The organism is Ideonella oryzae (genome assembly GCF_024055665.1).
Taxonomy (GTDB): Bacteria; Pseudomonadota; Gammaproteobacteria; order Burkholderiales; family Burkholderiaceae_C; genus Ideonella; species Ideonella oryzae.
Genome location: NZ_JAMXMC010000013.1, coordinates 63,779 through 89,250, shown reverse-complemented (window position 1 = coordinate 89,250; position 25,472 = coordinate 63,779). Strand labels below are relative to the sequence as shown.

The 25,472-nt window shown below is 65.8% G+C and carries 23 protein-coding genes; 4 read left to right on the top strand and 19 right to left on the bottom strand.

Annotation, left to right across the window (positions count from 1 at the left end; all coding sequences use genetic code 11):
• Nucleotides 1-3: 3 nt before the first annotated feature.
• From M0L44_RS19450 to M0L44_RS19410, 9 genes are read right to left on the bottom strand one after another with little or no spacing between them, the layout of a single operon-like run.
• Complete coding sequence (locus tag M0L44_RS19450; protein WP_252771842.1) at nt 4-1,023, bottom strand: glycosyltransferase family 2 protein; 1,020 nt, start codon at nt 1,021-1,023, stop codon at nt 4-6.
• Nucleotides 1,020-2,465, bottom strand: a complete 1,446-nt coding sequence (locus tag M0L44_RS19445) for an O-antigen ligase family protein (protein ID WP_252771840.1) — start codon at nt 2,463-2,465, stop codon at nt 1,020-1,022. Before M0L44_RS19445 ends, M0L44_RS19450 begins: the two co-directional genes overlap by 4 nt.
• Complete coding sequence (locus tag M0L44_RS19440) at nt 2,462-3,949, bottom strand: flippase (RefSeq protein WP_252771837.1); 1,488 nt, start codon at nt 3,947-3,949, stop codon at nt 2,462-2,464. Before M0L44_RS19440 ends, M0L44_RS19445 begins: the two co-directional genes overlap by 4 nt.
• A 44-nt stretch (nt 3,950-3,993) precedes the next feature.
• The gene (gene epsI / locus M0L44_RS19435) at nt 3,994-4,704 is read right to left on the bottom strand and encodes an exosortase-associated protein EpsI, B-type (protein ID WP_252771835.1); all 711 of its coding nucleotides are present in this window, start codon (nt 4,702-4,704) and stop codon (nt 3,994-3,996) included.
• Complete coding sequence (gene xrtB / locus M0L44_RS19430; protein WP_252771833.1) at nt 4,697-5,575, bottom strand: exosortase B; 879 nt, start codon at nt 5,573-5,575, stop codon at nt 4,697-4,699. The genes epsI and xrtB overlap by 8 nt, the downstream gene beginning before the upstream one ends.
• 15 nt (nt 5,576-5,590) lie before the next feature.
• Nucleotides 5,591-6,502 carry a polysaccharide biosynthesis tyrosine autokinase gene (locus M0L44_RS19425; RefSeq protein WP_252771832.1) on the bottom strand — a complete coding sequence of 304 codons (912 nt, stop codon included), beginning with the start codon at nt 6,500-6,502 and terminating at the stop codon, nt 5,591-5,593.
• Between the two features lie 15 nt (nt 6,503-6,517).
• The gene (gene epsF, locus M0L44_RS19420) at nt 6,518-7,936 is read right to left on the bottom strand and encodes a chain length determinant protein EpsF (RefSeq protein WP_252771830.1); all 1,419 of its coding nucleotides are present in this window, start codon (nt 7,934-7,936) and stop codon (nt 6,518-6,520) included.
• Nucleotides 7,937-7,949: 13 nt separating this feature from the next.
• Nucleotides 7,950-8,765, bottom strand: a complete 816-nt coding sequence (gene epsE / locus M0L44_RS19415) for a polysaccharide export protein EpsE (RefSeq protein WP_252771828.1) — start codon at nt 8,763-8,765, stop codon at nt 7,950-7,952.
• Nucleotides 8,762-9,733, bottom strand: coding sequence for an EpsD family peptidyl-prolyl cis-trans isomerase (locus M0L44_RS19410; RefSeq protein ID WP_252771826.1), 972 nt, complete (start codon nt 9,731-9,733; stop codon nt 8,762-8,764). Before M0L44_RS19410 ends, epsE begins: the two co-directional genes overlap by 4 nt.
• A gap of 395 nt (nt 9,734-10,128) precedes the next feature.
• On the opposite strand from M0L44_RS19410, the gene M0L44_RS19405 reads away from it, so the two are divergent.
• Nucleotides 10,129-11,496: a tetratricopeptide repeat protein gene (locus M0L44_RS19405; protein WP_252771825.1), complete on the top strand. Its 1,368-nt coding sequence runs from the start codon at nt 10,129-10,131 to the stop codon at nt 11,494-11,496.
• A gap of 15 nt (nt 11,497-11,511) precedes the next feature.
• Here M0L44_RS19405 and M0L44_RS19400 read toward each other — a convergent pair whose 3' ends face one another.
• From M0L44_RS19400 to M0L44_RS19385, 4 genes are read right to left on the bottom strand one after another with little or no spacing between them, the layout of a single operon-like run.
• A complete protein-coding gene (locus M0L44_RS19400; protein ID WP_252771823.1) occupies nt 11,512-11,799 on the bottom strand; it encodes a hypothetical protein in 288 nt (95 codons plus the stop codon).
• Nucleotides 11,800-11,858: 59 nt separating this feature from the next.
• The gene (locus M0L44_RS19395) at nt 11,859-12,752 is read right to left on the bottom strand and encodes an EamA family transporter (RefSeq protein ID WP_252771821.1); all 894 of its coding nucleotides are present in this window, start codon (nt 12,750-12,752) and stop codon (nt 11,859-11,861) included.
• 25 nt (nt 12,753-12,777) lie between these two features.
• On the bottom strand, nt 12,778-13,485 hold the full coding sequence (locus M0L44_RS19390) for a helix-turn-helix transcriptional regulator (RefSeq protein WP_252771819.1): 708 nt from the start codon (nt 13,483-13,485) through the stop codon (nt 12,778-12,780).
• A gap of 14 nt (nt 13,486-13,499) precedes the next feature.
• Nucleotides 13,500-13,880 (bottom strand): VOC family protein, encoded by a 381-nt coding sequence (locus M0L44_RS19385; protein WP_252771818.1) that lies wholly within the window; start codon nt 13,878-13,880, stop codon nt 13,500-13,502.
• Between the two features lie 168 nt (nt 13,881-14,048).
• Here M0L44_RS19385 and M0L44_RS19380 point away from each other — a divergent pair, with 168 nt between their 5' ends.
• Both M0L44_RS19380 and M0L44_RS19375 read left to right on the top strand, forming a co-directional pair.
• The gene (locus tag M0L44_RS19380) at nt 14,049-15,422 is read left to right on the top strand and encodes a M16 family metallopeptidase (RefSeq protein ID WP_252771816.1); all 1,374 of its coding nucleotides are present in this window, start codon (nt 14,049-14,051) and stop codon (nt 15,420-15,422) included.
• Nucleotides 15,419-16,939 carry a M16 family metallopeptidase gene (locus tag M0L44_RS19375; RefSeq protein WP_252771814.1) on the top strand — a complete coding sequence of 507 codons (1,521 nt, stop codon included), beginning with the start codon at nt 15,419-15,421 and terminating at the stop codon, nt 16,937-16,939. The genes M0L44_RS19380 and M0L44_RS19375 overlap by 4 nt, the downstream gene beginning before the upstream one ends.
• 92 nt (nt 16,940-17,031) lie before the next feature.
• Here the strand turns inward: M0L44_RS19375 and M0L44_RS19370 are convergent, their stop codons facing one another.
• Genes M0L44_RS19370 through M0L44_RS19360 form a run of 3 tightly spaced genes read right to left on the bottom strand, consistent with a single transcriptional unit; the run spans nt 17,032 to nt 20,128 of the window.
• Complete coding sequence (locus tag M0L44_RS19370; RefSeq protein ID WP_252771813.1) at nt 17,032-18,693, bottom strand: phospholipase effector Tle1 domain-containing protein; 1,662 nt, start codon at nt 18,691-18,693, stop codon at nt 17,032-17,034.
• 24 nt (nt 18,694-18,717) lie between these two features.
• A complete protein-coding gene (locus M0L44_RS19365; RefSeq protein ID WP_252771811.1) occupies nt 18,718-19,179 on the bottom strand; it encodes a DUF3304 domain-containing protein in 462 nt (153 codons plus the stop codon).
• 40 nt (nt 19,180-19,219) lie between these two features.
• The gene (locus tag M0L44_RS19360) at nt 19,220-20,128 is read right to left on the bottom strand and encodes a DUF4123 domain-containing protein (RefSeq protein WP_252771810.1); all 909 of its coding nucleotides are present in this window, start codon (nt 20,126-20,128) and stop codon (nt 19,220-19,222) included.
• 165 nt (nt 20,129-20,293) lie between these two features.
• On the opposite strand from M0L44_RS19360, the gene M0L44_RS19355 reads away from it, so the two are divergent.
• Nucleotides 20,294-21,420 (top strand): IS3 family transposase gene (locus tag M0L44_RS19355; protein WP_435526446.1). Its coding sequence is split into 2 segments (ribosomal slippage): nt 20,294-20,555 and nt 20,555-21,420, totalling 1,128 coding nucleotides; the frame shifts between segments, so codons are not numbered across the junction.
• On the opposite strand, the gene M0L44_RS22230 is transcribed toward M0L44_RS19355, so the two are convergent.
• Genes M0L44_RS22230 through M0L44_RS19340 form a run of 3 tightly spaced genes read right to left on the bottom strand, consistent with a single transcriptional unit; the run spans nt 21,398 to nt 25,471 of the window.
• Nucleotides 21,398-22,696 (bottom strand): type VI secretion system Vgr family protein, encoded by a 1,299-nt coding sequence (locus tag M0L44_RS22230; protein ID WP_252771805.1) that lies wholly within the window; start codon nt 22,694-22,696, stop codon nt 21,398-21,400. The two genes, M0L44_RS19355 and M0L44_RS22230, sit on opposite strands and share 23 nt — an antisense overlap.
• A gap of 7 nt (nt 22,697-22,703) precedes the next feature.
• Nucleotides 22,704-23,753 carry a T6SS immunity protein Tli4 family protein gene (locus tag M0L44_RS19345; RefSeq protein WP_252771803.1) on the bottom strand — a complete coding sequence of 350 codons (1,050 nt, stop codon included), beginning with the start codon at nt 23,751-23,753 and terminating at the stop codon, nt 22,704-22,706.
• Complete coding sequence (locus M0L44_RS19340) at nt 23,750-25,471, bottom strand: esterase/lipase family protein (protein ID WP_252771801.1); 1,722 nt, start codon at nt 25,469-25,471, stop codon at nt 23,750-23,752. Before M0L44_RS19340 ends, M0L44_RS19345 begins: the two co-directional genes overlap by 4 nt.
• Between the last annotated feature and the right edge of the window lies 1 nt (nt 25,472).

Here is a 25,472-nt window from a genome sequence, read left to right as displayed (position 1 = left end):
CCATCAGAAGACCAGCCATTCCCGACGGAAGGCCCAGATCGCGCCCACGAGCTCTCTCACATCATCCCAATGCCCACGCAGCGCGTGGTGCACGACCTGGCGCCCCATGGCCCGCACCACGCGGCCACTCATGCGGGGATGGAACCTGCGGGTGAACACCAGTCGATTGCGGTAGAGGTAGCGCAGCGACAGACGGGATGCCCGCTTTCGGCTGCTGCCCCCCACCTTGTGGAACACCAGGCTGTCCGGTGCCCAGGCCAGCGCGTAGCCCTGCTGACGCCCCCGCTCCGCCCAGTCAATCTCCTCGTAGTAGAGAAAGTAGTCCTCGCACATTGGCCCGACACGTTCCAGCCAGGCCTGCGTGATCAGCATGGAAGCGCCGACGATGTAGCTGCAGGCCTGCTCCGTGGGCCCCGGATCCTGCGGCAGCTCCGACAGCAGGCCATCCGCCCCGAGATGCTGGGCCCCGCCGGTCCAGGGGTGGAACACCGCCCCCCCTCGGGCCTGCACATGCTCAGGCCGCCAGTAGTAGGCCAGGGTGGACCCCACGGCCCCCGCCGAAGGACAGGCGTCCAGGCGCCGCAGCAGCGCCACCAGACTGTGGGGCGTCACCACGGTGTCGGTGTTGAGCAACCAGTGGGCCTGGCAGCCCGCCGCGGCCGCCACGGCCAGGCCCAGGTTGTTGCCACCGGCAAAGCCGGTGTTGCGGCTGGAACGCAGCAGCAGCACCTGCGGCAGGGGAGAGGGCATGGCCGCACCCGCGTCCAGACTGGCCCAGCGAAGACCCGCGGGCGCGCGCGGGCTGCAGATCACACCCGGCAGGCTGGCCTGTGGCACATGCTCGAATTCGCCGGCACACCAGGCCTCGATGCGCGGCACCGAGCCATCGGTCGAGGCGTTGTCGACCACGATGATGGACCGCGGAGGCTCCGACAGGTGGAGCAGGGACCCCAGGCATTCCACGACATCCGCCCAGCCATTCCAGTTGACCAGGATGATGCTGGTGTCTGCACTGGCGATCATGTCGATCGCTCCCGCAGGGCCGCCTGCCAGACCGCGTACTGCGCCCCCATGAACAGGCCGAAAGCCCCCAGCCCCTGCCCCATCCACTCCGGCTGCGTGTAGCTGGTGATGCAGGGCACCAGGAAGGCCCCGGCGAGCGCAGCACTGATGGCACGCAGCCGCCCCTGCGCAAGCCGCAGGCTTCGGTAGGACACCACGGCAAAAGCCAGCATGAAGAGAAAGGGCACCACGGTAGCGTGCACGCCCATGCGCAGCGGATAGGCCAGATAGGCGTTGTGGATGTAGTAGGTCTCGTTCAGGAAGTGCCCCCGCGACGCCGTGGTCTGCTTGTATTCCCCGCCCAGTCCCACGCCCGTCCAGGGACGCGCGGCGATCGCCTTCAGGGCATAGCTGTTCTCGGCCTGGCGCCAGCCAAAGGAGCCGCCGCTCTCCAGCTCGTTGGCGGTGCTGAGCGCACGGTCCACCACGGCCTCGGCGGTTCGGGGTCTGACCACCCACAGCCCCGTCAGGAGCAGGGCCAGCATCAGGCCCGCCAGCACCCCCGCCAGCAGACCCGCCCGCCACCCTCGGTACAGGGCCGCCGAAACGATCAGCCCCAGGCCCGTGGCCACCCAGACCCCGCGTCCGAAGGTCATGGCCAACCCCCCTGCCAGGATCAGCAGCCCCAGCGGATACCAGACCCGTGCGCCCTCGAACGACCGCACCAGACCATTGACCATGTAATAGATGCCGAAGCCGATCACATAGGTGGCGCCACCAGTGAAGGAGCGAGCCACCCCGGAGTCCCCCTCAGGGCTGTCCATGCGGGCGCCACCCATGATGCGGATGTCCAGCATCGACTGAAGCATGGCAATGCAGGCCATCGCCAGTGCGATGACCAGCATGCCCCGCACCAGGGTGGGCGTGCAGTCCCTTGCCTGGCTGCTGATCAGGATGACCGGCAGAACGAACAGGGGCACGAACACACGGTAGGAGGTCAGCAGAAAGGGATTGGGGGAGAAGAAGTGGACGTAAACGCTTGAGGCAGCAATGCAGGCCACCAGGTACAGCAAGGGCAGGAGATAGGGGCGCAGCGGCGTCAGCAGGGGTGTGCCCTCCAGCCAGGCACGCAGGACCACGGCCCCCAGCAGATACATCATCAGAAGCTCGTGGGCCTTGAAGGACCCTGCCGAGGGCACGAGCTGAGATGGGATGACCTCGAAGGCCAGTGCCAAGGTGAAGAACACGCCCAGCAGAGGCCATCGGGCGCCGGCATACAGCAGCAGAACCCCGAGGGGTGCAGCAAACAACAGGGCCGGCGGCAGCACCGGCGTGGCCAGACCGAACAGCAGCGCCAGCACCAGCACGATCGCAACGCTCAGGGCATTCAGGTCCCGCCGGTTGCCCCCCGACACGGGCTGGCCAGGGGTGGGGGGCCTGGAAGCGATGCCATGCAAGTTCATGTCCAACCCTCCTTGCGGCGCCGCAAGGCCGCCAGCAGTTGCGGCCGCTCGGCCTCGGTGAGCAGATGACGCCAGACGATGACGCCCGCCGCCGCCAGGGCAGCCAGAAAGCCCAGCAGCCGCCACATCAGCGGCCCTGTGGCAAAGGCGGGAGCGAACATGATCACGGCAAGCGCCATGATGGTGAGCAGCAGGGGAAGGGTCAGCGCACCGCGGACCAGCTTGCGCTGGGCCAGATAGGCCAGCAGCATGGCATCAACCGCGGCCCGGATGGCCCAGGCCATGGCCGTGCCCTGAATCCCCCACCCGGTGGTCAGGAACATCACCAGTCCCAGATAGCAGGGCGCCTCGGCCACATGGCACAGGGCCATCCAGCGGGGCGAGCCGCGGGTGAGAATCAGGGTCGCCGGCACCTGGGCCACGCAGTTGAACAGCAGGCCGACGGCCAGGATCTTCAGCGCTGGCGCGGCCTCCTGCGCAAATCGCTCGCCCAGCCAGGCGTGAAAGCCCACGTCCGCCAGCAGGGCCGCACCGGCCAGCACCGGCAGGACCAGGATGGCCATGAACTTGAACATGCCCGCGTAGACGCGGCGCACCTGCCCATCATCGGCCATGCCGGCCATGGCGGGAAAGGCAGCCCCCGTGATCGAGTAAGGCAGCATCAGCACCTTGGAGATCATGTCGTAGGCCGTGGCGTAGTAGCCCACGGCCGCCACTGGGACGATGGTGCCGATGATGAGGCGATCGAGCGAGTTCATCATCGGGGAGATGATGTTGGACACGGTCATCCAGCCGCCAAAACCCAGCAGCTTGCGCAGCTCGACGCGCCATTGTTGCGGCACACCGGCCGCCAGCTCGAAGCTGCAGTAGCGCTGGTACAGCAGTCTGTGCACGACATTGGCCACGACCCGCATGGCCACCACGGCCGCCACCAGGGACTCCAGCCGCGGAGACCACAGGACCGCCGCCAGCGGCGCCAGGTAGGTGAAGAGCCCCATGCCCACGCGCACGATGTTGAGCGGGCCAAACTGGTTGCAGGCCTCCAGGCAGCCCCGGTATCCCGAGGTGAGCATCACGAACGGCAGGCCCAGTGCCAGGATGCGCATCGCGTTCACGCCCTCCTGGTGAAGAGAGGGCGGCAGCGCCAGGCGCCCGACGATGAATTCGGCGAACACCAGAAAGCCTGCGGCCGACACCAGGCCAATGCCCAGCATCATCATCAGCGCGGCCTTCGCAACCACGCCGGCGCCGGGTCTGTCCCCCTGTCCCAGCCTTTCGGCCACGACCCGTGTCATGGCCTTGCCCACACCGAAGTCGAAAAGCCCCAGGTAGCCGATCAGCACCCAGACCACCGTCAGGAAGCCATAGCGGGCTTCGCCAATGGTCTTGAGCAGCAGGGGCACCGTGACCAGGGCGAACAGGATGGGGGCACCCTGTCCGATCAGGTTCCAGGCTGAACTCTTGACGAGGGACTTGGCAAACATGGGTGACGGCAATGGCGAGAAAACGGTGTCTGGGCGCCAAGCGATCAGCGCTGCGCTTGCCCGAGGAAGAAGTCCCGCGCCGCGGGCTTCATGGCAGCCAGCATCTCTTCGATGAAGGCCACCTGCATGGCGAACTCCGCGGGTGCATCGGTGCCAATGGTGGAGACACGGACCAGCACCCCGTCGGGAATCGTGCCGTGCAGGCCGTAGCGCAGCTGCACGAAGTTGCGGTCCAGCCGCCCGCGCACCACGCGGTCACCCACCACGGCCCAGTACGTCAAGGGCTCCACCCTCAGAGGCCCCTTGGAGGTCTCGAGGCGTCGGGCAGCCAATGTGTGTCCAGCCAGGGGGATGTCGACATTGGTCGAGTGGGCCACAAGAAAGCCCTGTGCTGGGTAACAGATCTCCGGGTAATGGAAGGCCAGCTGGTCGCGCTGATCCCCCCCATAGGCCACCACGAGCATCACCCGATGTCCGCGGTCGTCCTGGTACACCCGCGTGAGGATCTGGCTGTAGAGCTTGTCCTGCAGTTCGACCGCCTCAGGGTTGACCACGCCCAGGGCATCCCGGGTGTCCAGACGCCAGGCCCCGAAACGGACCGGCACAAAATCCTGGATTTCGACACGCGCCACACGCTGGTCGGCCAGGCGTGTCCGGGGAATGCCGATGTGTGCCCCCCACGCACTGCACAGCATGAGGGCCAGGGCCAGGCACGCGCGCCCCAGGATGGAAGGCTGCGCACGGGCCTCAGGCATGCGCGGCCCCTTGGCCTGGCAGGCTGCGCTGAAGCAGCCCATCCACCCCCAGCGTGAGCAGGAGTGCCGTGACGAACAAGAGCAGTCCGGCAAAGCCATGCAGAAAGCCCTGCCCGGCGGCGTCGCCGAGGTAGTAGGTGATCAGCACAAGAGTCATCACCCGGATCACATTGGCCATGAAGCTGATCGGCACGATCAGGATTCCCAGGATCACATTCCGCGCCATCGAAGAGGAGCGCACGATGTTGAGGTACAGGAACCCCAGCGCTTCCAGGGTGAACAGGGTGGTCAGCCCCGCACAGGCATCCGCGACCAGGAGTTGATAGGGCCCGATCTGGATCAGGACCCCCGACAGGCTGATGGGAAACCCCGCCCAGTACAGCACTTGCCCCACCGTGGCGGACACCGCCAGCTTCACCGGCATCGTGACGGCATCCACGATGGCGCCGGGCAAGGGCACCATGAAGCACATGAAGACCAGGGGAAATGCCACGGCCCGCAGCTGGCGGGGGCCGCGCAGCAGAAGCACCACCCCTGCCAGCATGGGGATGAGCGAGCCCAGCTCGAACACAAGCACCCCTTGCGAGCGGCCGATCACATAGGTGGCGCAGGCCATGAGCAACACCGGCCAGGCCACCCGCGGCACCGGCGCCGACAGCGTTGCATCGTCCACCTGAGACCACCGCTGCCGGATGAGCCAGCCGACGAGCAACAGGATGATGGGACCATGCCCTTGCTGGTCGGACAGCCACGGCCCCGACAGAAGGTCGTACAGCGTCGGTCCGTAGAGGACCACCAGCCCCGCCAGCATCATCAGCCACGGCGCATGCCGTGACCCATCCCAGCGAGCGGGGGAACCGGACGAGGCCATGCCTGCGGCCCCGTCTCAGAATTCGTTCATGACCACGCCGACCACGGCCGCTTGGGTCGCATGGAGACTGCCCACCAGGCTCTGCACCGCCTCGATGCTGTTTTGATCCTTGCGCGCGATGACCAGTGCCAGGCCGCAACGCGCAGCCACCACCAGGCCGTCCGCACCAAAGCTGGCGGCGGGTGTGTCGATGATGACGTGGTCGAACTTGGTCAGCAGTTCCATCAGCAGCAGGCCGAAGGCCGGGCCCTCCAGCAGTTCCAGCGGGTTGGGCGGACTGATGCCCACGGGCAGGACAAAGAGGTTGGGCACCCCCTTGGCGGGCTTGATCACACTCTCCCCTCGCCGTCCGCTGAGGAGGCCCGCCAGACCGGTGCCACTGGCGAGGTCGAAGACCTCGTGCAGGCGAGGCCCGCGCAAATCGGCGTCAATGATGAGCGTGCGCTGACCCAGCTGGGCAAAGGCCACCGCCAGATTGGCAGCAAAGAAGGTCTTGCCATCTCCGGTGGTGGCGCTCAGCACGGCCAGGGCCCGCTTCTTGGTGGGCGCGCCCTCCTCCGCGGTGGGCTGAGTGCGCATCAGGATCTGCGCCCGCATGGCCCGGAAGGCCTCGGCCTGATGACCGAAGGGCTGGGCCAGCACCACCAGTTCCGGGCTGCTGTTCTGGGTTTCCTGCCCGCCATAGGCGTAGTTGAACTGCTTGGACAAGGCATGCAGCACATCGTCCGGTGTGGCCAGGCCCAATGCGATGGCCGCCTCCCCGAACTTCAGCCCGTTGATGCGCTGGTATTCCAGGATCTCACCCACCTGCTTGGCGGAGAGATTGCGGGTGTCGCGAATGATCTCGCCCAGGCTGCGAACATCCTCGGCGCTGGGCACGGCCTTGGCAGGTTTGATGTCTTCCGAGTCAGTAGGAGTTTGGCTCATGGTGTGAACGTCAGATCAAGCCTTCTTGCCAGGGCCGGCCAGGCGGCCGGAGATCACGCGCTGCGCCATCAGGCTGGGCGCCTTGCCCTTGAAGGCCGGACGGGGCATCACGCCCACGATGGGCAGCCCCAGGGCCGCCACGAGATCTTCCGGTCCGCGCACACGGCGGTCCATCAGCTCTCGAACGATGGCACTGGCCACCGCCAGCATCGTGCCCAGCACCAGGGCCAGTGCGATGTTCAACCCCAGGCGCGGGCTGGACTGCGTCAGCGGCGGCACCGCGGAGCTCAGCACGTTGACGTTGCTCTGCTGTGTCTGGCTTTCCAGGCTGCTCTGGTTCATCCGCCCCACGATGGCGTCATACGCCTGCTGCGCGTTGTCGACATCGCGTTGCAGCACGCTCATCTCGTCGCGGCTTTCCTTCATCTTCAGCACCTTGGTCCGCTGCGCCTCCAGCGCGGACTTGACCTCGGCCACCCGGGCCGCATTGACGTTGGCGTTGACGGTGGCGCTGCCCACGGCACGCCGCGTCTCGGTCTCCAGACGGCTGCGCAACTCTGCGATCGACGCCCGCGCCTGGATGACCTGCGGATTGTTCGGCCCCAGCCGCGTGTTCAGGTCCTGAAGATTGGCCTCGGCCCGGTTGAGCTCCACCTTGAGGCTGCCGACCGCGGGATCGGTGAGCGCCTCGGACATCCGATCTGCCGACTTGGCCGCCTGCGCGCTCCGGCTCGAGCTCTCCGCCGCCAGCGACTGCAACAGCACCAGCTGGCTGCTGAGCTCGTTCAGGCGCTGTGTCTCGATGTCCAGCCGCTCGTCCCCCCCCACGATGCCGCGCTCACGCTGGTACTCGGACAGGCGCGTCTGCGAGGACTCGAGCTTTTCGCGCGCAGCCTGGGCCCGCTGGTTGAAGAACCCGCTGTACTGCCGCGCCGGCTCCACCCTCAGATCGATGGTGGTGTCGATGTAGGCCTGCACGAAGGCGTTCGCCACCGCGGCCGCGAAAATCGGATCGGCCGCCTGGTAGTTGATGGTGATGACATTCGATTCCCGGCTGGGCTGGATCTCGAGCTGCCGCTTCAACAGCCCGGCCAGCCAGTCGTCCATGGACCCCTTCCCCTTGGTGGAGTCCCGCCACTGGCTGACGATCTCGGGGTTCTGCGCAAGCTTGAGGCTCTTGGCCACCTGCCGCGCGACCCGGTCGCTGGTGATGATGTCGGCTTGGGTGGCCATGATGCTCGGATTCATCATGCCGCCGTAGACGGCGCCGCTGATGGGATCGGGCTTGACTTCGACCACCACGCTGGCCGTGGCGGTGTAACGCTTGGGCAGATTCAGGCTGACCACGATGGTCGCCAGCACGGTCACGGTCAAGACCAGCAGGGACAGACGCCAGCGTGCCCGCAGGATGGAGATGAATTGGGAAAAGCTCATCGCGCCCGCCTGATCAGAACAGACTCTGCTGCACGTAGATCACATCGCCGTCCTGCAACCGGGCCTGCATGTCGGATTCCAGGATCTGCGTGCCCGTGGGCGTGCGGCGGTGGATGCGGATGCCCCGCTCGGTCCCCCGCTGCGTCAGCCCCCCACCCGCGGCCAGGCCCTGCAGCAGGGTCATGCCGCGCTCCAGCCGCAGTTGCCCCGGCTTCTGCACTTCGCCGTAGATGTAGAAGACCGGCGCCCGATCCACGTAGACCACGTCATTGCCCTGCATCAGCAGGTCGTTCGGACGCTCCGCGCTGGCGAACATCTGGGCCAGGTCCACTTCCTTGCGGAAGGGCTTGCCATCGCGCGAGCCCACCACGGTGACCTGATCCGCACCCAGCTGCGGCGTGAGGCCCCCGGCCATCGCCAGCACATCGCTGAGGTGGGTCTGCCCCGTTTCCAGCACATAGCGCCCCGGCTTCTGGACCTGCCCCAGCACGCTCACCTGACTGCCCCGCGCGGTCTCCAGCACCACGGTGACCTGGGGGTCCTTGACGAACTCACCCTTGCGCAAGCCATTGGCGATCAGGCGCTCGGCCTCCGCCACGGTCAGCCCGCCCAGCTTGATGGTCCCCAGCAAGGGATAGGACGCACTGCCGCTGTCCGACAGACGCGTTTCCAGCGTCAGGTCGGGGTTCTGGTAGACCAGGATCTTGATCAGATCACCACCGCCCAGGCGGTACTCCGGGACCTCGACCGTCCCGGCGGCGCGAACAGGCGACAGGACGACAAAGGCCGTCAGGAACGCGACGAACAGACTGCGCAGGAGTTGCTTCATTTCAAGCCCAAGCCTTTCTTCAAGGTTGCATCGTCCAGCCCCGCGGACGCCGCAGATCCGGCGGCCTCCACAGGCATCGTGGCAGGCGGCGTGTCACGCGGCCCCGTCGCCCCTTCCGGGGCGGAGGCAGCAAACAGCCCCACATACTCCACCTTGGCGGCTCCACGCAGCCGCCTCACCTCGTCCACCGCCGCCTGGCGCTTGCGCTCATTGACGATCGCCGCCTGAATGGCGGCGCGCGCCTGCTCCAAGGTCACCGGCTCGGCACGGCGAGACTCTACAAAAAAGACATGGGCCAAGCCGCCCTCCATCTGCATCACGCCCTGCCCATCCGCCGCGGAGGCCAGTTGAGGCAGCATGGTCAGCGGCAGCCCCTCGGCCGGCCGGACAAGGTGATTGACCAGCGCACGGTACTGCTTGCTGCCGGCCCATTGGGCCAGAGACTCGGCGGTCTTGCCAGACTGCAGCAGGGTCCGCAGCTCGGCCACTGCCTCAGGCGGCAGGGTCAGCTGCACCTCGGTCAAGGTGTAGATCTGCCGCTGCGCAAAAAGCTCCGGCTTGCTGTCGAAGTAGGCCTGCACGTCCTGCGGTGTGGGCGCGGGCACCCTCTCCAGCTGACGGTCCATGTAGGCCCGGGCAAGGATGTCTCGCTTGGCGGCCTCGATGGCCGCGACCACGTTCGGGTCGCGATCGAGTTTCTGCGCCTGAGCTTGCTGCAGCGTGACCTCCTGATCGATCAGGCGGTCCAGCACCTGCCGGGGGCCTTCGCTGCCCACCGCGGCCGCCAGCTGGGGGTTCTGCTGCAACACGAAGTTGATCTGGTGGACCGTGAGCTCCTGCCCATTCACCTTGGCTGCCACCTGCGTGGCACCCCCGTCATGTCCACCACACCCTGCCAGCAAGGCCACCCCGGACCACGCCAGTGCGACACACAGGTGAGTCAGACAAGAACTGCGCTGATTCTTCATTGGCACTTCCGACAAACTTTGACCCGGACGGCGCACCCACCGCAGGGCGCGCCCGAAAAATGCATGAACCGTTCCAGCCCGAGTGACAGACTGCAACAGCCATCCCGATCCTTCAGGATTTCCGAGCGAAAGTCACTATAGCCCTGCGGGAGGTTCCGACCGTCGACGGAGATGTGACAGGTCCCCTACGGGCAGACGATGGAACCCGCCCTGACTTGAGTTAAGAAAGATGTGCATTCGAGCCCAGGCGGAACACCGGCGACACCCCATTCAGCGGCCGTTCGGTGCCCCCTCTGCGCGTGGCCATGGCGGCCGACAACGCGCATTCCAGACCGGCGGGTGGGCGATGCCTTAAAGTGCAAGCATTCGCCACCGCACCCATGGAGTCTGCCACCGTGAGTTCGCCGCCCGTTCCGTGCCTGTGCCTGCGGGATGCGCGCGACCAGCGCCTGGGCACGGCCGTGCGCGAAGCGGCCGACCATGCCGAATCTGCGCTGACGCGCATGATGTCCTTCCAAGGCTCCCCTCTGCCGGATCTGGACACAGCCCACGCGGCCGACCCGACCTGGGGCCTGCCCTTGCTGATGCAGGCCGGCCATTGGTTGAGCCTGGACGAAGCCACCCACCTGCCGCGCGCGCTGGCCCTGCTGGACCAAGCCGCGCCCCTGTGCGCGGAAGCGCCTCCCCGCGAGCAGGCGCACCTGGTGGCGCTGCGCGCAGTGGCCGAGGGCCGCTGGCAGCAGGCCTGCCGGCTGTGGGACGAACTGCTGCTGGAACACCCGCGCGACGCCCTGGCCCTGCAATGGGCCCACCACTGGGACCTGTGCCTGGGTGACACCCTCAGCCTGCGCCTGCGCCCGGCGCGCAGCCTGCCCGAGTGGGACGAGAGCGACCCGCTGTTCCCGCACATGCTGGGGCTGTATGCCTTCGGCCTGGAGGAGAACAACCTCTATCCACAGGCCGAGGACGTGGGCCGGCGTGCGGTGGGCGCCAGCCCCAGCGCGCCCTGGGCGGTGCATGCGGTGGCCCATGCGCTGGACATGCAGGGCCGGTTTGAAGACGGCACCGCCTGGCTGCGCCAGCACCAGCCCCGCTGGGCCGAGGACAACGTCTTTGCCGCCCACCTGTGGTGGCACATGGCCCTGTTCCGCCTGGAGGCGCTGGACCTGCCGGGCGTGCACCGGCTGATGGACGCGCACCTGACCGGCCCGGCCACGCCCACGCTGGCGCAGCGGCTGGACGCGGCCTCGCTGCTGTGGCGCATGCACCTGCTGGGCGAGGACGTGGGCGCACGCTTTGTGCAGCTGCTGCACGAGGCCGCGGTGCCACCGGAAGAAGCCGGGCATTGGGCCTTCAACGATGTGCACCTGATGCTGGCCTACCTGGGCGCGGGGGAGCTGGTGCAGGCGGAAGGCTGGCTGGCACGCTGCGCCGCACGGGCCATGCAGCCCGAAGAGGCCCGGCGCAGCAACCATGCGGTGGCGCGCGAGGTGGGCCTGCCGGTGATGCGCGGCCTGCTGGCCCTGGCCTGCGGCGAGGCCGAGCAGGCCCTGGCCACGCTGCAGGCAGTGCGGCCGATGGTGCGCCGCCTGGGCGGCAGCCATGTGCAGCGCGACCTGGTGGACCAAACGCTGATGGCGGCGGCTGCGCAAGTCCCGCACGCGCCGGTGGGCCGGGCCCTGCTCAATGAACGGCTGATGGCCAAGCCCGCCACGCCGCTGACCCGGCGCTGGGCCGAGCGACTGCGGCTGAGCCTGTCCTGACGCCGCCAGCGCGGTTCAGTGCCGGGCCGGCAGCTGGCTGGCATGGTCCAGCCACTGCTGCAGGGCCTGGGCCAGGTCGGCACGGCTCAAACCGCAGCTGTCGTCGCCCAGCATGACCGCGGTGTCCAGCGGCTGCAGCAGGCGCTCCAGCACGCTTTCATAGCGTTCGGGCAAACCATTCCATTCCAGTGCGGCCAGGCGAAAGCGGGCACACACCACGTCGGCGGGCAATGCACCGCTGGACCATTGGTCCAGCGTGGTGCGCAGGCGGCTGATGGCGGGGGTACGGTCGTGCAGCATCATGGTTGTCTCCTTGTGACGCATCTCACCAGAACTCACCAGAACAGGGCGCCCAGGGGCGCTCAGGCGCGGGCAGGGCCCTTCAGGCGCGTCGCCAGCAGGTTCAATGCCAGCCCGCCCAGCACCAAAGCGGCAGCCCCCAACTTCCAGGGGGGCAGGGGTTCGCCCAGCGCGGCGCTGGACGACAGCATGCCGAAGACCGGCACCAGCAGCGCCGTGGGTGCCACGGTGGCGGCCGGGTAGCGCGCCAAGAGCCAGTTCCAGGCGCCGTAGCCGAACAGGGTGTTGCCCACCGCCTGCCACAGCACCGCGCCCCAGGCGGTCAGGCTGGCCGCGCCCACCACCTGGGCCAGGTGGGCCGGGCCGCCTTCGGCCAGCAGGCTGATGCCCACCAGCGGCGGCACCGCCGCCAGGCTGGACCAGACCATAAAGCCCAGCGGATCGACCTTGCCGGCCGAGCGGGCCACCAGGTTGGCCACGGCCCAACTGAAGGCCGCGCCCAGCACCAGCAACAGGCCCAGGGTGCTGATGCCGGCGGTGCCGGCCGCGCCAGTGACATGCAGGCCAATCAGCCCCATGCCGGCCAGCGCCAGGGCAAAGCCCAGGATCTGTAGCGGGCGCAGGCCCTCGCCGCGCAGCAACATGGCCAGGCCGATGGTGAAAAAGACCTGGGTCTGGATGACCAGCGAGGCCAGGCCGGGCGAGATGTCCGAGCGCATGGCCAGGAAGAGCAGTCCGAACTGGCCCACGCCCAGCAGCACACCGAAGCTGGCCAGCGTGCGCCAGCCGGTGGCCGGCCGGGCGATGAAGGGCAGCAGGGGCAATGAGGACAGCGCAAAACGCAGCGCCGCGAAGGCGAAGGGCGGCAGCTCAGCCAGGCCCCAGCGGATGACGACGAAGTTGGTGCCCCAGACAGCAACGACGGCCAGGGCGAGCAGCAGGTGACGCAAGGGCATAGGCGCGCCAGTGTAGGCGCGCGCCTCAGCCACCACCGCCGGTCAGGGCATGCGCGGGGGCGCCGGCGTGGCGCAGGTAGTCGGCCAGGCCGCGGCCGGGTTCGTGGCGGAAGCGGCTGTCCAGGGCGGCGAGGGCGTCGATGCGGTCCAGGCGGAAGCTGCGGAAGTCCTGCCGCAGCTCGCACCAGGCGCCCAGGGTCCAGACCTGGCCCCAGAAGAAGCAGCCCAGCGGCCGCACGCTGCGCTGGCTGCCTTGGGCACCGGCGTCGCGGTAGTGGAACTGCACCCGCTGGCGCCCGGCGATGGCCTGGCGCAGCAGGCCCAGGCGCTGCAGGGTGGCGGCGTCCGGGCCGGGGGCCGGCACCCACAGGGCCAGCCCCTCGGCCTGGGCCCGCACGCTGGGCGGCAGCACCGAGAGGATGCGGCCCAGCGCCAGCTCGCCCTGGGCAGCCAGGGCCGGATCCATCTGCGGCTGGGCCAGGCGCAGCGCGGCCACCAGGGCGCAGGCCTCTTCGGCGCTGAACATGAGCGGCGGCAGGTCGAAGCCCGCGCCCATGCGGTAGCCCACGCCGGCCTCGCCTTCGATGGGCACGCCCTGGGCCTGCAGATCGGCCACGTCGCGGTAGACGGTGCGCAGCGAGACCTCCAGCCGGTCCGACAGCCAGGCGGCGGTGGAGCGGCGGCGGCCCCGGATGAGCTGGGTCAGGCGGAACAGGCGGTCGGCACGGCGCATGGGCCGATGATGGCTCAGCCCGCGGCGTGCAGGCCCACGCGGTTGCCTTCGCTGTCCTGGAAGTGGACGAAGCTGCCCATGCCGTCGGGCAGGTCCACCCGGGGGCTCAGCAGCTGGCCGCCGGCCCGGGCCAGGCGCGCCAGGCCTTCCTCCAGCCGGGCGCCGCCATCCAGGTACACCACCACGCCCTGCGTGCCGGGCTGGGCTGCCGGGCCGGCCAGCAGCGCGCCGCCCACGCCGGGCCGGGTGTAGGGCAGCACGGCCAGCGTCTGCGGCCCCATGGACTGGCGCTGCAAGGACACAGCCAGCAGGGTCTCATAGAAGCGCTGGGCGCGATCGATATCGGCCACCGGGATTTCGAACCAGTGCAAGGCGGATTGGGGAACTGAAGACATGGCGGGGGACTCCCTTTGGGACCGGCAGGCCGGTGTTGAACATGTCGCCATGGTGCGCAGGGGCTGCTGCCAGCGTGCTGTCAGCAGAGACTCACCCCCCATTCGTGGGGGGCGAGGGGACCGACACCTTTGTATCCTTGCCGGCCTGTCTTTCAGGAGCTGTGTTTGATGACTTCCTCGATGCGTCGGCGCGACTGGCTGCGGCTGGGTGGCGCGCTGGCCGCCAGTGCCGGCCTGCCCGGTTGGGCCCTGGCTGCTTCCACCCTGGCGGTGGCCCCGATGACCCTGCAGCGCCGCACCCTGGCCAATGGCCTGCAGGTGCTGGCCCAACCCGGTGGCGGTGGTGGCAGCGTGAGCGTGCAGGTCTGGTACCGCGTGGGCGGCAAGGACGATCCGCAGGGCCGCTCGGGCTTCGCCCACCTGTTCGAACACCTGATGTTCAAGAGCACGGCCCACCTGAAGGCCGAGCAGTTCGACCGCCTGACCGAGGACGTGGGCGGCGAGAACAACGCCTTCACCGCCGAGGACACGACGGCCTACTTCGAGACCGTGCCCTCGCACCACCTGGAGCGCCTGCTCTGGGCTGAGGCCGAGCGCATGTCCACCCTGAACGTGGACGAGGCCAACTTCCACAGTGAACGCAAGGTGGTGGAAGAGGAGTTCCGCCAGCGCGTGCTGGCCAACCCCTATGGACGGCTGTTCGAGGCCATCGCCCCCAACGGCTACCTGCAGCACCCTTACAAGCGGCCGGTGATCGGCAGCATTGAAGATCTGGAAGCCGCCTCGCTGGACGATGTGCGGGCCTTCCACGCCACCTACTACCGGCCCGACAACGCGGTGTTGATCGTCACCGGCGATTTCGACCCGGCCGACCTGGACCGCTGGGTGGACAAGTACTTCGGCCCGCTGACCCACCCGGACACGCCCGTCCCCCGCGTGAACGTTGCCGAGCCGGTGCGCGACAAATCCGCCCAGGTGAAGCTGACCGCCCCCAACGTGCCGCTGCCGGCGGTGATGCTGATCTGGCAGGGGCCCAAGGTGACCTCCGAGGACAGCCCCGCGCTGCAGGTGGCCCAGGCGCTGCTGAGCGCGGGCGATTCGTCGCGCATGAACCAGGCCCTGGTGTACCGCCAGCGGGTGGCGCAGTCGGCCGGCTTCCAGGCCGATCTGCACACCGACGCCGGCCTGCTGGCGGCTTACGCCATCGCGTCGGGCCAACGCCAGCCACAGACCCTGGTGGCCCCGCTGATGCGCGAGATCGAGGCCCTGGCCCGCGGCCCGATTGCCGCGGCAGAGCTGGACAAGATCAAGACCCAGCTGCTGACCTCGACCCTGAACGAACGCCAGACGGCCATGGGCCGCGGTCAGGCCCTGGGCTGGGCCATGATCCAGTACAACGACCCGGCCGCAGTGGACCGCGAACTGCAGCGCCTGCAGGCCGTGACGGCCGCGGACGTGCAGCGCGTGCTGCGCCAGTACGTGATCGGCCGCCCGGTCGTCACCCTCACCTACACCCAAGAAAGCCAGGGGGCCCAGGGATGAACCGCCTGGCTCCGACAACGATGATGCGCACCCTGTTCCCCCTGCGCCGCCGCACGCTGGCTGCGGCGGCCCTGGCCGCCCTCACCTCGGCCCTGGTGGCCGCGCCGGCCCTGGCCGGCACGCCCGGCGTGGACGAGCCGCCGGTGCCCGGCACCCCGCGCCCGCTGGAAGTGCCCAGCTACACCGAAGCCCAGCTGCCCAACGGCGTGCGGGTGGTGGTGGCCGAGCGTCACGCGCTGCCGCTGGTGTCGGTGGCGCTGTACCTGCACCTGGGCTCGGCGGCGGACCCGGACGGCCGCGCCGGCCTGGCCGGTCTGGCCAACGACCTGCGCAGCCAGGGCGCCACCGTGGCCGGCAAGCGGCTGAGCGCCAGCCAGATCGCCCAGCAGGCCGAAGCCCTGGGCAGCTCGCTGTCCTCGGCCACCGACTGGCGCGGCAGCGCGCTGACCATGACCGTGGCCACACCCAAGCTGGCCGAGGCCGCCCGCCTGATCGTGGACAGCACCCTGTACCCCACGCTGGCCCCCGACGAGCTGGACCGCCTGAAGCAGCAGGCCGCCGACGGCCTGAAGCTCAGCCTGTCCGACCCCATGGCCCTGGCCGGCCTGACGGCCCGGCGCGCCTGGTGGGGCAGCAGCGTGTTCGGTGGCTCGGTGACACCGGCCAGTCTGGCCCGCATCACCCGCAAGGACGTGCAGGACTTCACCCGCCTGCAGCTGCGGCCTGAACTGGCCACCCTGGTGGTGACCGGCGACGTGACGCTGGAACAGGCCAAGGCCCTGGCCACCCAGCTGCTGGGCAGCTGGAAGGGCAACCGCATGGCCCTGCCCAAGCCCCGCAGCGAGGCTGCCGAGGCCCAGACCCCGTCGACCGTGCTGATCAACCTGCCCGGCGCCGGCCAGAGCGGCGTGGTGGTGATGGCCCCGGCCGTGCCCTACGACAGCCCTGACCGCCGCGTGGCCCAGGTGGCCGGCGCGGTGCTGGGCGGCGGCTACTCGGCCCGCCTGAACCAGGAAGTGCGCATCAAGCGCGGCCTGAGCTACGGCGCAGGCGCCGGCCTGGACTTCCAGCCGGTGGGCGGCGTGCTGAGCGCCCGCACCCAGACCAACAACGCCACGGCCGGCCAGGTGGTCCAGCTGATGCGCGACGAAATCGTCCGCATGGGCCAGGAACTGCCGGCCGACGACGAACTGGAGGCTCGCAAGGCCGCGCTGGTGGGCAGCTATGGCCGCCAGGTGGAAACCACCGCCGGCCTGGCCGCCGTCGCCCTGGACCTCATCGGCCGCGATCGCCCGCTGAGCGACGCCCAGACCCACGTCCCCGAAATCCAGGCCGTGACCGCCGTGCAAGTGCGCGACTACGCCGCCAAGCAGTGGTCCCCCATGGCCCTGCGCACCGTGGTGGTGGGCGACATGGCCAAGTCCGCCGAAGGCCTCAAGCCCGTGGCCGACAAGCCGCTGACGCTGGATGCCAAGGACCTGGACCTGGAATCACCGACTCTGATGAAGGCACGCTGAGCGCCATTCACTTCGCGCCTGCGAAGGCTGGAAATGACAAGGGGCACGCCGGAAGGCGTGCCCCTTTTTGGTGACCTTCCCTCTATCTCGGATCAACTCGGCTTGTATTTGGTTTCGCCAAAAAAAATGGTTCGCCAGTCGCTCAAGCGACTCGTGTCGTAATTGAAATGCACAATGGAATTGTGCGCAAATAGGTCAAAGAATTTTCGAACGCCGTCAGGCAAAGGTTTCTCGTTTTGCCAAGCTTCAAGGATGGTTCTCTCCCTCAGGGTCAGTTTCCACCCTTGCTGCGCCTTCTCTGAAATCGCCTCAGCATCCATCTCGAACTTCACGTTTTCTTGTCCCAGATCGCTCAACGCTGAATCGGCTTCGTCGTAGGCTTCATCAACCTTTCGAATTTCCTGGTTGATCTGGTCGTATTCCTGAGTCTTGTCGGCTGGCAGAATTGGCGGCATTGTCGGATCAACGATAACAGCCTGCGCCAATATGGCTTGTCGGCGGCGCTCCAGCTGTGTCTTTGTTTTTTTGGCCTGCAGCATTTTCTGCTTCAGACGCTGAACAGACTCACTGCTGTCGCCTTGATGAATGCGCTCCTTGACCCATCGGTGCAGCAATTCCATGTGCGCGGCCTGCACTTCTTCCATTGGCCCAGTCTTCAGAGGAACGGCGCTTAGATAAGCAGAGAAGGCCTCTCGCAACTTCGGATCGTCCTTATTGAACTCATCCCGAACCCGTCCAGGGAGGGTCTCCACCGGATTGAAAAGAACCCCCGCAGCAAAGGCAAGATCGAACATCTCGTTGAGTGCAAAACGAGAGACCGTGTTCTCCCGGCCCTGATACATGGGAGAGTAACCTCCGCCCACATCCGCATGCACCCCGGGATACCAGATCTCAATGGTGTTATCCGGATACGCCGCATCGATACGAGTGGAGTCCAATGGGAATCGCCGACGTGCCTCGTGCGCGGCCATCATGTGAACACATTGCTCCACCATGGGGGGCAATTTCATGCCGTCCGCCCATCCGTTGTGCCCTCCGTTCCAGGTCACTGCGGCAGAAGGCAAGCCATCGTAGGCGGAACAGACGGTGTCAAAGACGCCAACAAAGGCCACTCGCAACGGAATATCTTTGTACCGATAGGCGCCACCAACGGCTGTGCATTTCGCAGCCAGATCCCGAATGAAAGCACGTGCTTCGGCAGCACCTCTGGAAAAGCCAAAGACCACAACATTGATCAATCGGACCTTCTGGGAAGATGGCACCTTGGCAATTTCATCGCCCAGCATGTCAAGCGCCTTCTTAATGCGCTCTTTCCCTCCAGTTCCGGTGGCTTGCGCCAAGCCACCCCCCGTGTCTCCGATTTCAGGGTATTTAGTACCGATGCCCGGGACATAACTTCGAACGATTCCCGCGGACATATCCATCTTGTGCGCATCAAACAACTTGGCAATGTTCGAAAGCGCCTGCTGATCCGGCTCCTTGGCAAGTTCGTCGAAGCGGTTGTTGCCCGTGCCGTCGAAGAACACGCTGTAATGGATGACCTTGCTGCACTGGCACATGGCCTGCTGCTTGTCGGGCACGGTGGCACACAAGGCAATCTGGCGCTGTTCCCTCTCCTGATCGGAAAGTGCGCGTTGTCCTGGCGGGCGACGCGCCGTTTGAGCCGCTCCCGCGCCTGGCAAGGGATCCATTGAGCCAGCAGTCTCGTCGCGCTGGTTTTCGACGTAGGTGGGGTCCTTGACTGCGGATTCCATCACTTGCTCCATCCGATCAGCGACTCACCGGTGGTAACCCGGAGGCGGAGGAATCCGCCGCTTTGGTCGATCTGCTTCCAACTCTGCTTCCACATGCCCATCTGGATAGAAATGAAGCACCAGATAGTCTGGACTGGCGGGATAGGGCCAAGCCACGGGCACTTCTGCAGTCCGTGGCTCATCAGGCCGCCTCGAATAGGTGTTGGACGCCACATCGTAGATGTCCGCAACAACCCATCTGACGTGTAGCACGGCCTTACGGCTGGGATCGGAAGGAGCAAGCAATCCTTCTGCTCCCCCCCCCATCCCGAATGCATCAGCCCCCCCCGTCCAGGCCCCATCTACGGCGATGTCCCCAAGATAGCGATCCGTGTAGTTGAAGGTTACGGTCGTGACAGCGCGCCCCGCAGGCTGCGCCTGCGCGCACCCGCCCATCAAGGCAGCCCCCAAGAACTTCAACCAATGTCGTTTCATGGTGTCGATCATCCACGACTCCTGTCGTTCAAGTCAGTTCTCCGTGGCCCGATCAAGGAATGGCCTTCATGGCGTCTCTCAGCTTCATCTCGCCCCGTTGCACACGGTTCAAGGCCGATTGCCAATCCGCTCGCTCAAAGAAGCGCTCGCCACGTGTCATCGTCAGCGTGCAAAACAACATGGCATCGGGACCATCGCTTAAGCCGTAACGTTCGGCGGCTCGCAACGCATTGGCCAGAACGCTGTAGCGCCGTTCAATCGGAATGCGGTGCAGCAACTCCTCATCGGTCCGCTCGAAGTGCTCGATCAATGCATAGGGATAGCAGGCATCGATGATCTTCGATTGCTGGAACTCGTTCAGCCGGAGGGGAGGGTCGAATGGATCACCATCTTCTGCCTCGCTTGTTTCCAAAGACAGCCATCGCAGATCGGGCCCCACCACCCACCATTGGCTGGCAAAAGCGCAAAACGAACGGCGCTGATCTGGCGTGAGGGCAGCAACGACATGAGGGGCAACACGACCATCAAAGAAGCGGTTCATGCAATCCAGCCCATCAGGCAAGACAGCATCCAAACGCCGACGGATGGCCGCAGCCAATGCAGAGATCGGTCGACGAGCCACAAACACACTGAGCGCTCCGTGCGACTGACTTTGCCCCTTCAGCTTGGCGGCCAGCCGCCCAATATCCTGCGGGTCAGTCAGTTCGAACAAATGCGGTGTCGCATTGAACCTGTCCTCTGCCAACGGTTCTACCAGCACGGCATGACGCACCCAAGGCCACTTCAACATCGAGAAGCTTGAGACCTGGGCCGCGTCCACCATGGCGACCAACTGCACATCCCCGGACTCTGGTGCCAAATCAGGCAACCCAATGCCTTTCCACGGGAATTGCTCTGCGCTGGCCATGGTCATCCCTTCGGAGAAAACGGTGCAGCCGAACCCGCGGCGGCCAGCAGACATGCCACACACACCTGCTGCGGCATCACCGGCATCGGGTGATCCACCTTCTCCCCTCCTTCAAAACTCTTCGTCCCCGCCTTGACCGTGATGGTCCCCGCGTAAGCTCACCCACCAAGTAGACAGCTGAAAACAGAGAATGCGGCCCAAGCCGAAAGGAAGAGGCCGATGAGGAAGAGCAAGTTCACGGAGAGCCAGATCGTGGCGATCCTCAAGGAGGGCGAAGCTGGCGTGCCTGTTGCGGAGGTCTGCCGCAAGCACGGGATCAGCTCGCCGACGTACTACGCTTGGAAGAGCAAGTACGCAGGCGCGACGGTGTCTGACCTGACCCGCATGCGTGAGCTGGAGGCGGAGAACGCACGGCTCAAGCGCATGTATGCCGACCTGGCGCTGGAGAACGCGGCGATCAAGGACGTGCTGGGAAAAAAATTCTGACGCCGTCCGCGAAGCGGCAGGCGGTGGCGGTCATGGTGACCGAGCATCGCCTGTCGATTCAGCGAGCCTGCAGAGCCACAGGCTTGTCGCGGGCGGCGTACTACAAGGTGCCGCCGCTGCCTCAGGAGAAAGACGCCGAGGTCATCGACGCGCTCAACGGCGTCGTCGAGCGCAATGGCCGCTGGGGGTTCTGGAAGTGCTTCGACCGACTGCGCCTGGATGGGCGGGCGTGGAACCACAAGCGGGTCTGGCGGGTGTACTGCGAGTTGGGCCTGAACATTCCTCGCCGCACGAAGCGGCGCATTCCCAAGCGCGAGCCGGTGCCGCTGGCTGCGGGATCGCTCGTCAACCAGGGTTGGGCCTTGGACTTCATGCACGACGTGCTCTACGACGGCCGGCGGTTCCGCACGCTCAACGTGATCGACGAGGCCAACCGCGAGGCGCTGGCCATCCAGGTGGCTCAGTCGCTGCCTGCCTCGATGCTGATCCGCACGATGGACCGGCTGGTGGACTGGTACGGCGCACCGCTGTCGATCCGCATGGACAACGGCCCGGAGATGACCAGCCACGACTTCGTCGAATGGGCCCAGCGCAAAGGCATTGCCCTGAACTACATCGAGCCCGGCGAGCCCAACCAGAACGCCTACATCGAGCGCTTCAACCGGACGTTCCGAACGGAAGTGCTCGATGCCTACCTGTTCAACTCGATCGAGCAGGTGCAGGCCATCGCCGACGACTGGTTGACCCAGTACAACGAGTACCGACCGCATGACGCGCTGGGCGGCGTACCGCCCAAGCAGTTCATGCCCAGATTGATCACCACCACCGCCGCAGACTCTAGGAATCAACTGTCTGCTTGACAGGTGAGCTTACGCCCGGGCACTCGAAGGTGATGTTGCCGCCCTCCAGGGTGATGGAGGCGCCGCCGGCGGTGGCCAGGGTGATCTTCTTGGCTGCGGCCCAGTTGACGCTGGCGCTCTGGCTCTGGATGGCCAGCTGCTTTTGCGCGGCCAGCTGGGCGGTGCCGGCCTGGGCCTGGATGCTCAGCGGGTCCTGCCCGGCGATCAGGGTCACGCCGGTGCCCGCGGCCTGGCTGCCGGGCTGGATGGCCCCGCCCAGGATGCCGATGGCCTGGCCGGTGTGCAGGCGCCAGGCGCCGGCCACGGCCTGGTCGATGTCCTGCGCGCTGGCCTGGTGGATGTTCTCGCCGGCGGCGTAGACGATGTCGGCCGCCGCGGTTTGCAGCAGGCCGCCACGGGCGCTCACAGCGGCGATGGCGTCGGTGCTGTGGGGCAGCTTGTCGTCGCTGGCCTGGGTGTTCTTGCCGGCCGCATCGGCTTGCGCTTGGTCCGCGTCCTGGGCGCTGACCATGCCGCTGACCTGGGTGAGCCAGGCGGGGATGGGCGCTGCCTTCGGGTCGACCAGGCTCTGGCCGGCCTGGGCACTGCCCAGCTGGCCGGAGAAGGCCACGGTCTGGTGGGTGGCGGCGGCCTGGCTGAAGGTCTGGCTCAGGGTGCCCAGTTGCCGGGCCAGGGCGATGCCCGCGGCGTTGTCGCCCGCGGGCTCGGCGGCTTGTGTACCGAAGGTGCTGATGAGCAGGCCCTGGCGGGCGCGCACGGCGCCGTAGGCGTCGGTGCGCAGCTCCCAGCCGGTGCCGCGGAAGCTGCCGCGGTGGTTGTCGGCCTGGTGGATGAGGTGGCCCAGGTTGAGCTGGCTGGCGTGCTGGGTGCTGGCCAGTTGCACCCGCAGTTGCCCGTCGCTGTCGTCGAACACGAGCTGGTTGTAGCCGCTGCCGCCGAATTCCTTGCTCTTGTAGCCGGACAGGGCCGCGGCGTTGCGCTGGCCGCCCTGGCTGAGCTCGCCCGGGGCGCCGCCGTGCCAGGCGGGGCTGTTGCCGCCGCTCAGGTTGCCCTGGGCCGAGGGGCTGGCGTCGCTGCTGCTGGCAAAGCTGCTCGTGTCCGCCTCGGCCCCCTGCCCGCCCGGCGTGGCGGGCACGCCGCCCTCGCCGCGGCCGTGGTACAGGCCGCACAGGATGATGGGCTGCTCCAGGTCGTCGTCCACATGGCCCACCAGCACCTCGTGGCCGATGCGCGGGGTCCACTGCAGGCCCTGGCCTTCGCCGGCCAGGGCTTGCACTGCTCGATCAAATACTCCCTGGTCTCAGCCGAATGGACTTGATGATGGAGTCCCACAAGGCAAGGCTCTGAGCTTCGTCGAAGCTGGCATCGACATACTGATCACTATCGGGCAATTGCCCGCCCATGTTCAGATGAAAAGTAAAGCTCGGCTCTGAAAATGTCGACGGCTTCGTAAGCAAGGTCTCCGCGTTGTAAAGCCGGAACACCTTACCCTGCTCATCCTTATCTGACTCAAGAAACTCCTCTCCGGGCCTTCCAGCAATAACGACATTTCCTTTGCGTATAGGCTTAAAAAGCATGCCCATTTTAGCCATAGGCCCCGACTTTTCTTCAACCCGCTTCAACAATCCCCCATCCGACTCGGCCACAAGGGAATTTACATAAATATCCACGTCAACATCTGGATGACTGGCGCTTCTACCACTCACGCTGATCCATTCGCCGTCCTGCTTCGCATCAATCAACAATGGCCCCAGGCACGTGCCTTTGCCTGCTTTCTCCGGATCGCTCACAAAGCTGATGCTCTTGGCAACAGCCAACGCCTTGGCCTCGATGTCTTCGGGCTTGTCGTGGTCGAAGATGTCGGCCGTAACCAGACCAACGGCCGCCCCTCGCTGAACCACGACCAGCGCCGTAAAAAAACCTCTTTCGGATATATCCGTATTCGCTCGAATCAGCACAGTGTCTTCGTCAATCTTGCGCCAGCCCGCCAGCATGTTCTTGCTCGGGACGTCTTCATTGGACTGCGCGGTCAATTCGCCAACCTTCTTAGCCACCAACGCATCAAATGTAGGCGTCGTCCCCGATTCACGCAGAACCTCGACCTTTACTGTCTTGAAGTTCTTGTCCAGACCATAGACGAGATCCACATCTCCCCTGAGCGACAAATCTGAGGGCAAGGCCATGAGGTGGCGACCGACGCAAATCGTCTTCATGGGTGGCAGTATGATTTTCTCGTCCATGATTATTTCGTGTCTCCAGAAGGCCCAAGCAGCCAGCGCAAGCGCGGCCCCGATAATTATCGCGATCAGACTACGGCGCCGCATGTTCATCATGTCGGCATCCTTGCTTGACCGGCCAACTTGGTGAGGGCGTACAAAGTGGCCATCCTTGACGTGCCATCGTTGTATGCGGGTTCGTGTTTGATGTTAGGAATCCTGAACTGCTGCTTGACCTTAGCCCCCCCCAGGTGCAGCGGTGCACTACCTGAACTGATGGGAACCGTGCCATCGCCATGCCCATCCCATCGATCGGCTCGGATTTCCCAATCACTGGCTTCGTAGACAACAGGCGGCCCCTCGCCGAAGGAAGGCATCACGACCGTGGAACCACCCACATAGGCTGGACTGCTGCCTTCTCCACGAATTTTCTCGCGCGCCATCTGCCTCACGAATGTCGGTGCGGGACGAGACCTACCACTCGACGACAAACCCTCTTTCAAACGCCACGTGACGCATTCAAAGCTGGTCTTCTTGTCATCGGATTTGGCGTTGGCGCCATAGAAGGCGTAGGTCTCAGGATGGAAGCTACCTTCCAGCTTGGTATGGAACTTCTCAGCCAGAATGATGTTAGACCTGTACACATCCCACTTCATCGGTGCCCCGTCTGCTGGCGCCAACCAAGCCTCATTCACCAGCCCCCACCACTGCTTGCGCTCCAGATAAATGCTTTCGTAGGGGTCACCCGCCGGCAACGTTGACCCAATGACCTGCCCTTTGGCGTCGTAAACCTTCAGCCAGCCATCGCGGTATTGCTGGGTGGGCAGCAGCTCCAGCGCACCCGGCGCCTGTGCGAACACGGCCGTCACCTCTTGGCCGGTGTTGCCGATCACCAGCCCGGTGCCATAGTCCTCGTCAGCCATCCCCACCTTGCAGCGCCGATACGCCACGGCTGCGCCAACGGCCGGCATCACGCCATGCACGACACCTGCGATCGTTGACTCCATACCAGGCAAAGCTGCACACGCCCTAGCCACCAAGCCTCCCATGCTATGGGTAACAACAAGAACCTGCTGGCATCGGAAGCTACCCTGGTTATTCGCTTTGACAATACCTTGAATCCTTTCGGCCAGCGATTTAGCTGCGTTCTTGTTGTCATCCAGCCAGTTATAGCCCACTGCATAAACCGGCATCAGATACTTGGATCGTTTGAGCAGATCGTCCGTCAGCAGCGGAGAAAAAATCTTCTCCGCGTGGAATGGCTCCCCCTTCAACCCCATCCTGATACCTGGAAACAGCTTGGGCTCCTCGCCCGATGCTGGAACCGGGCCTATCGTGGCTTCTGTCTGATAGAAATCAGGCCATCGCGCGGGATTTCTCTCAGTGGGATTCAGCATTTCCTCCAGCCACAGCAGGAATTCATGATATGAGGTTTCTGAAACAGTGCCCCATCCTCTGGATCGATAGACGTCGGCAGAATGCTGCGCTTTGGACCCCTTGGGCACGGCCCCATGGTCATCCACCTTCACTTTGGCTGGATGCAAAACACGTTGCCTCTCCCCGGGCTTTGCAAATGCCCATTGCTTGGCAAGCTTAAGCGGTTTGCCTCCGACCACATTATCAAGTCGCCAAACTGGTTGACCGCTCAAGTCCTTCAAGTTCGACCCCATGATCCCCGGCACAAACACCACAGGCAGCACATTGAACGGCCCTGCGACCAATTTCACCGTGTCGGTCAGCGAAGAGCGGGTAAGCGACCATTGAAAACTGGGCCGACCGTCCTTGTCGACCACTGCTTGCCGAGATCTCTCATTGCTTGGCGGCACAGAACTCATC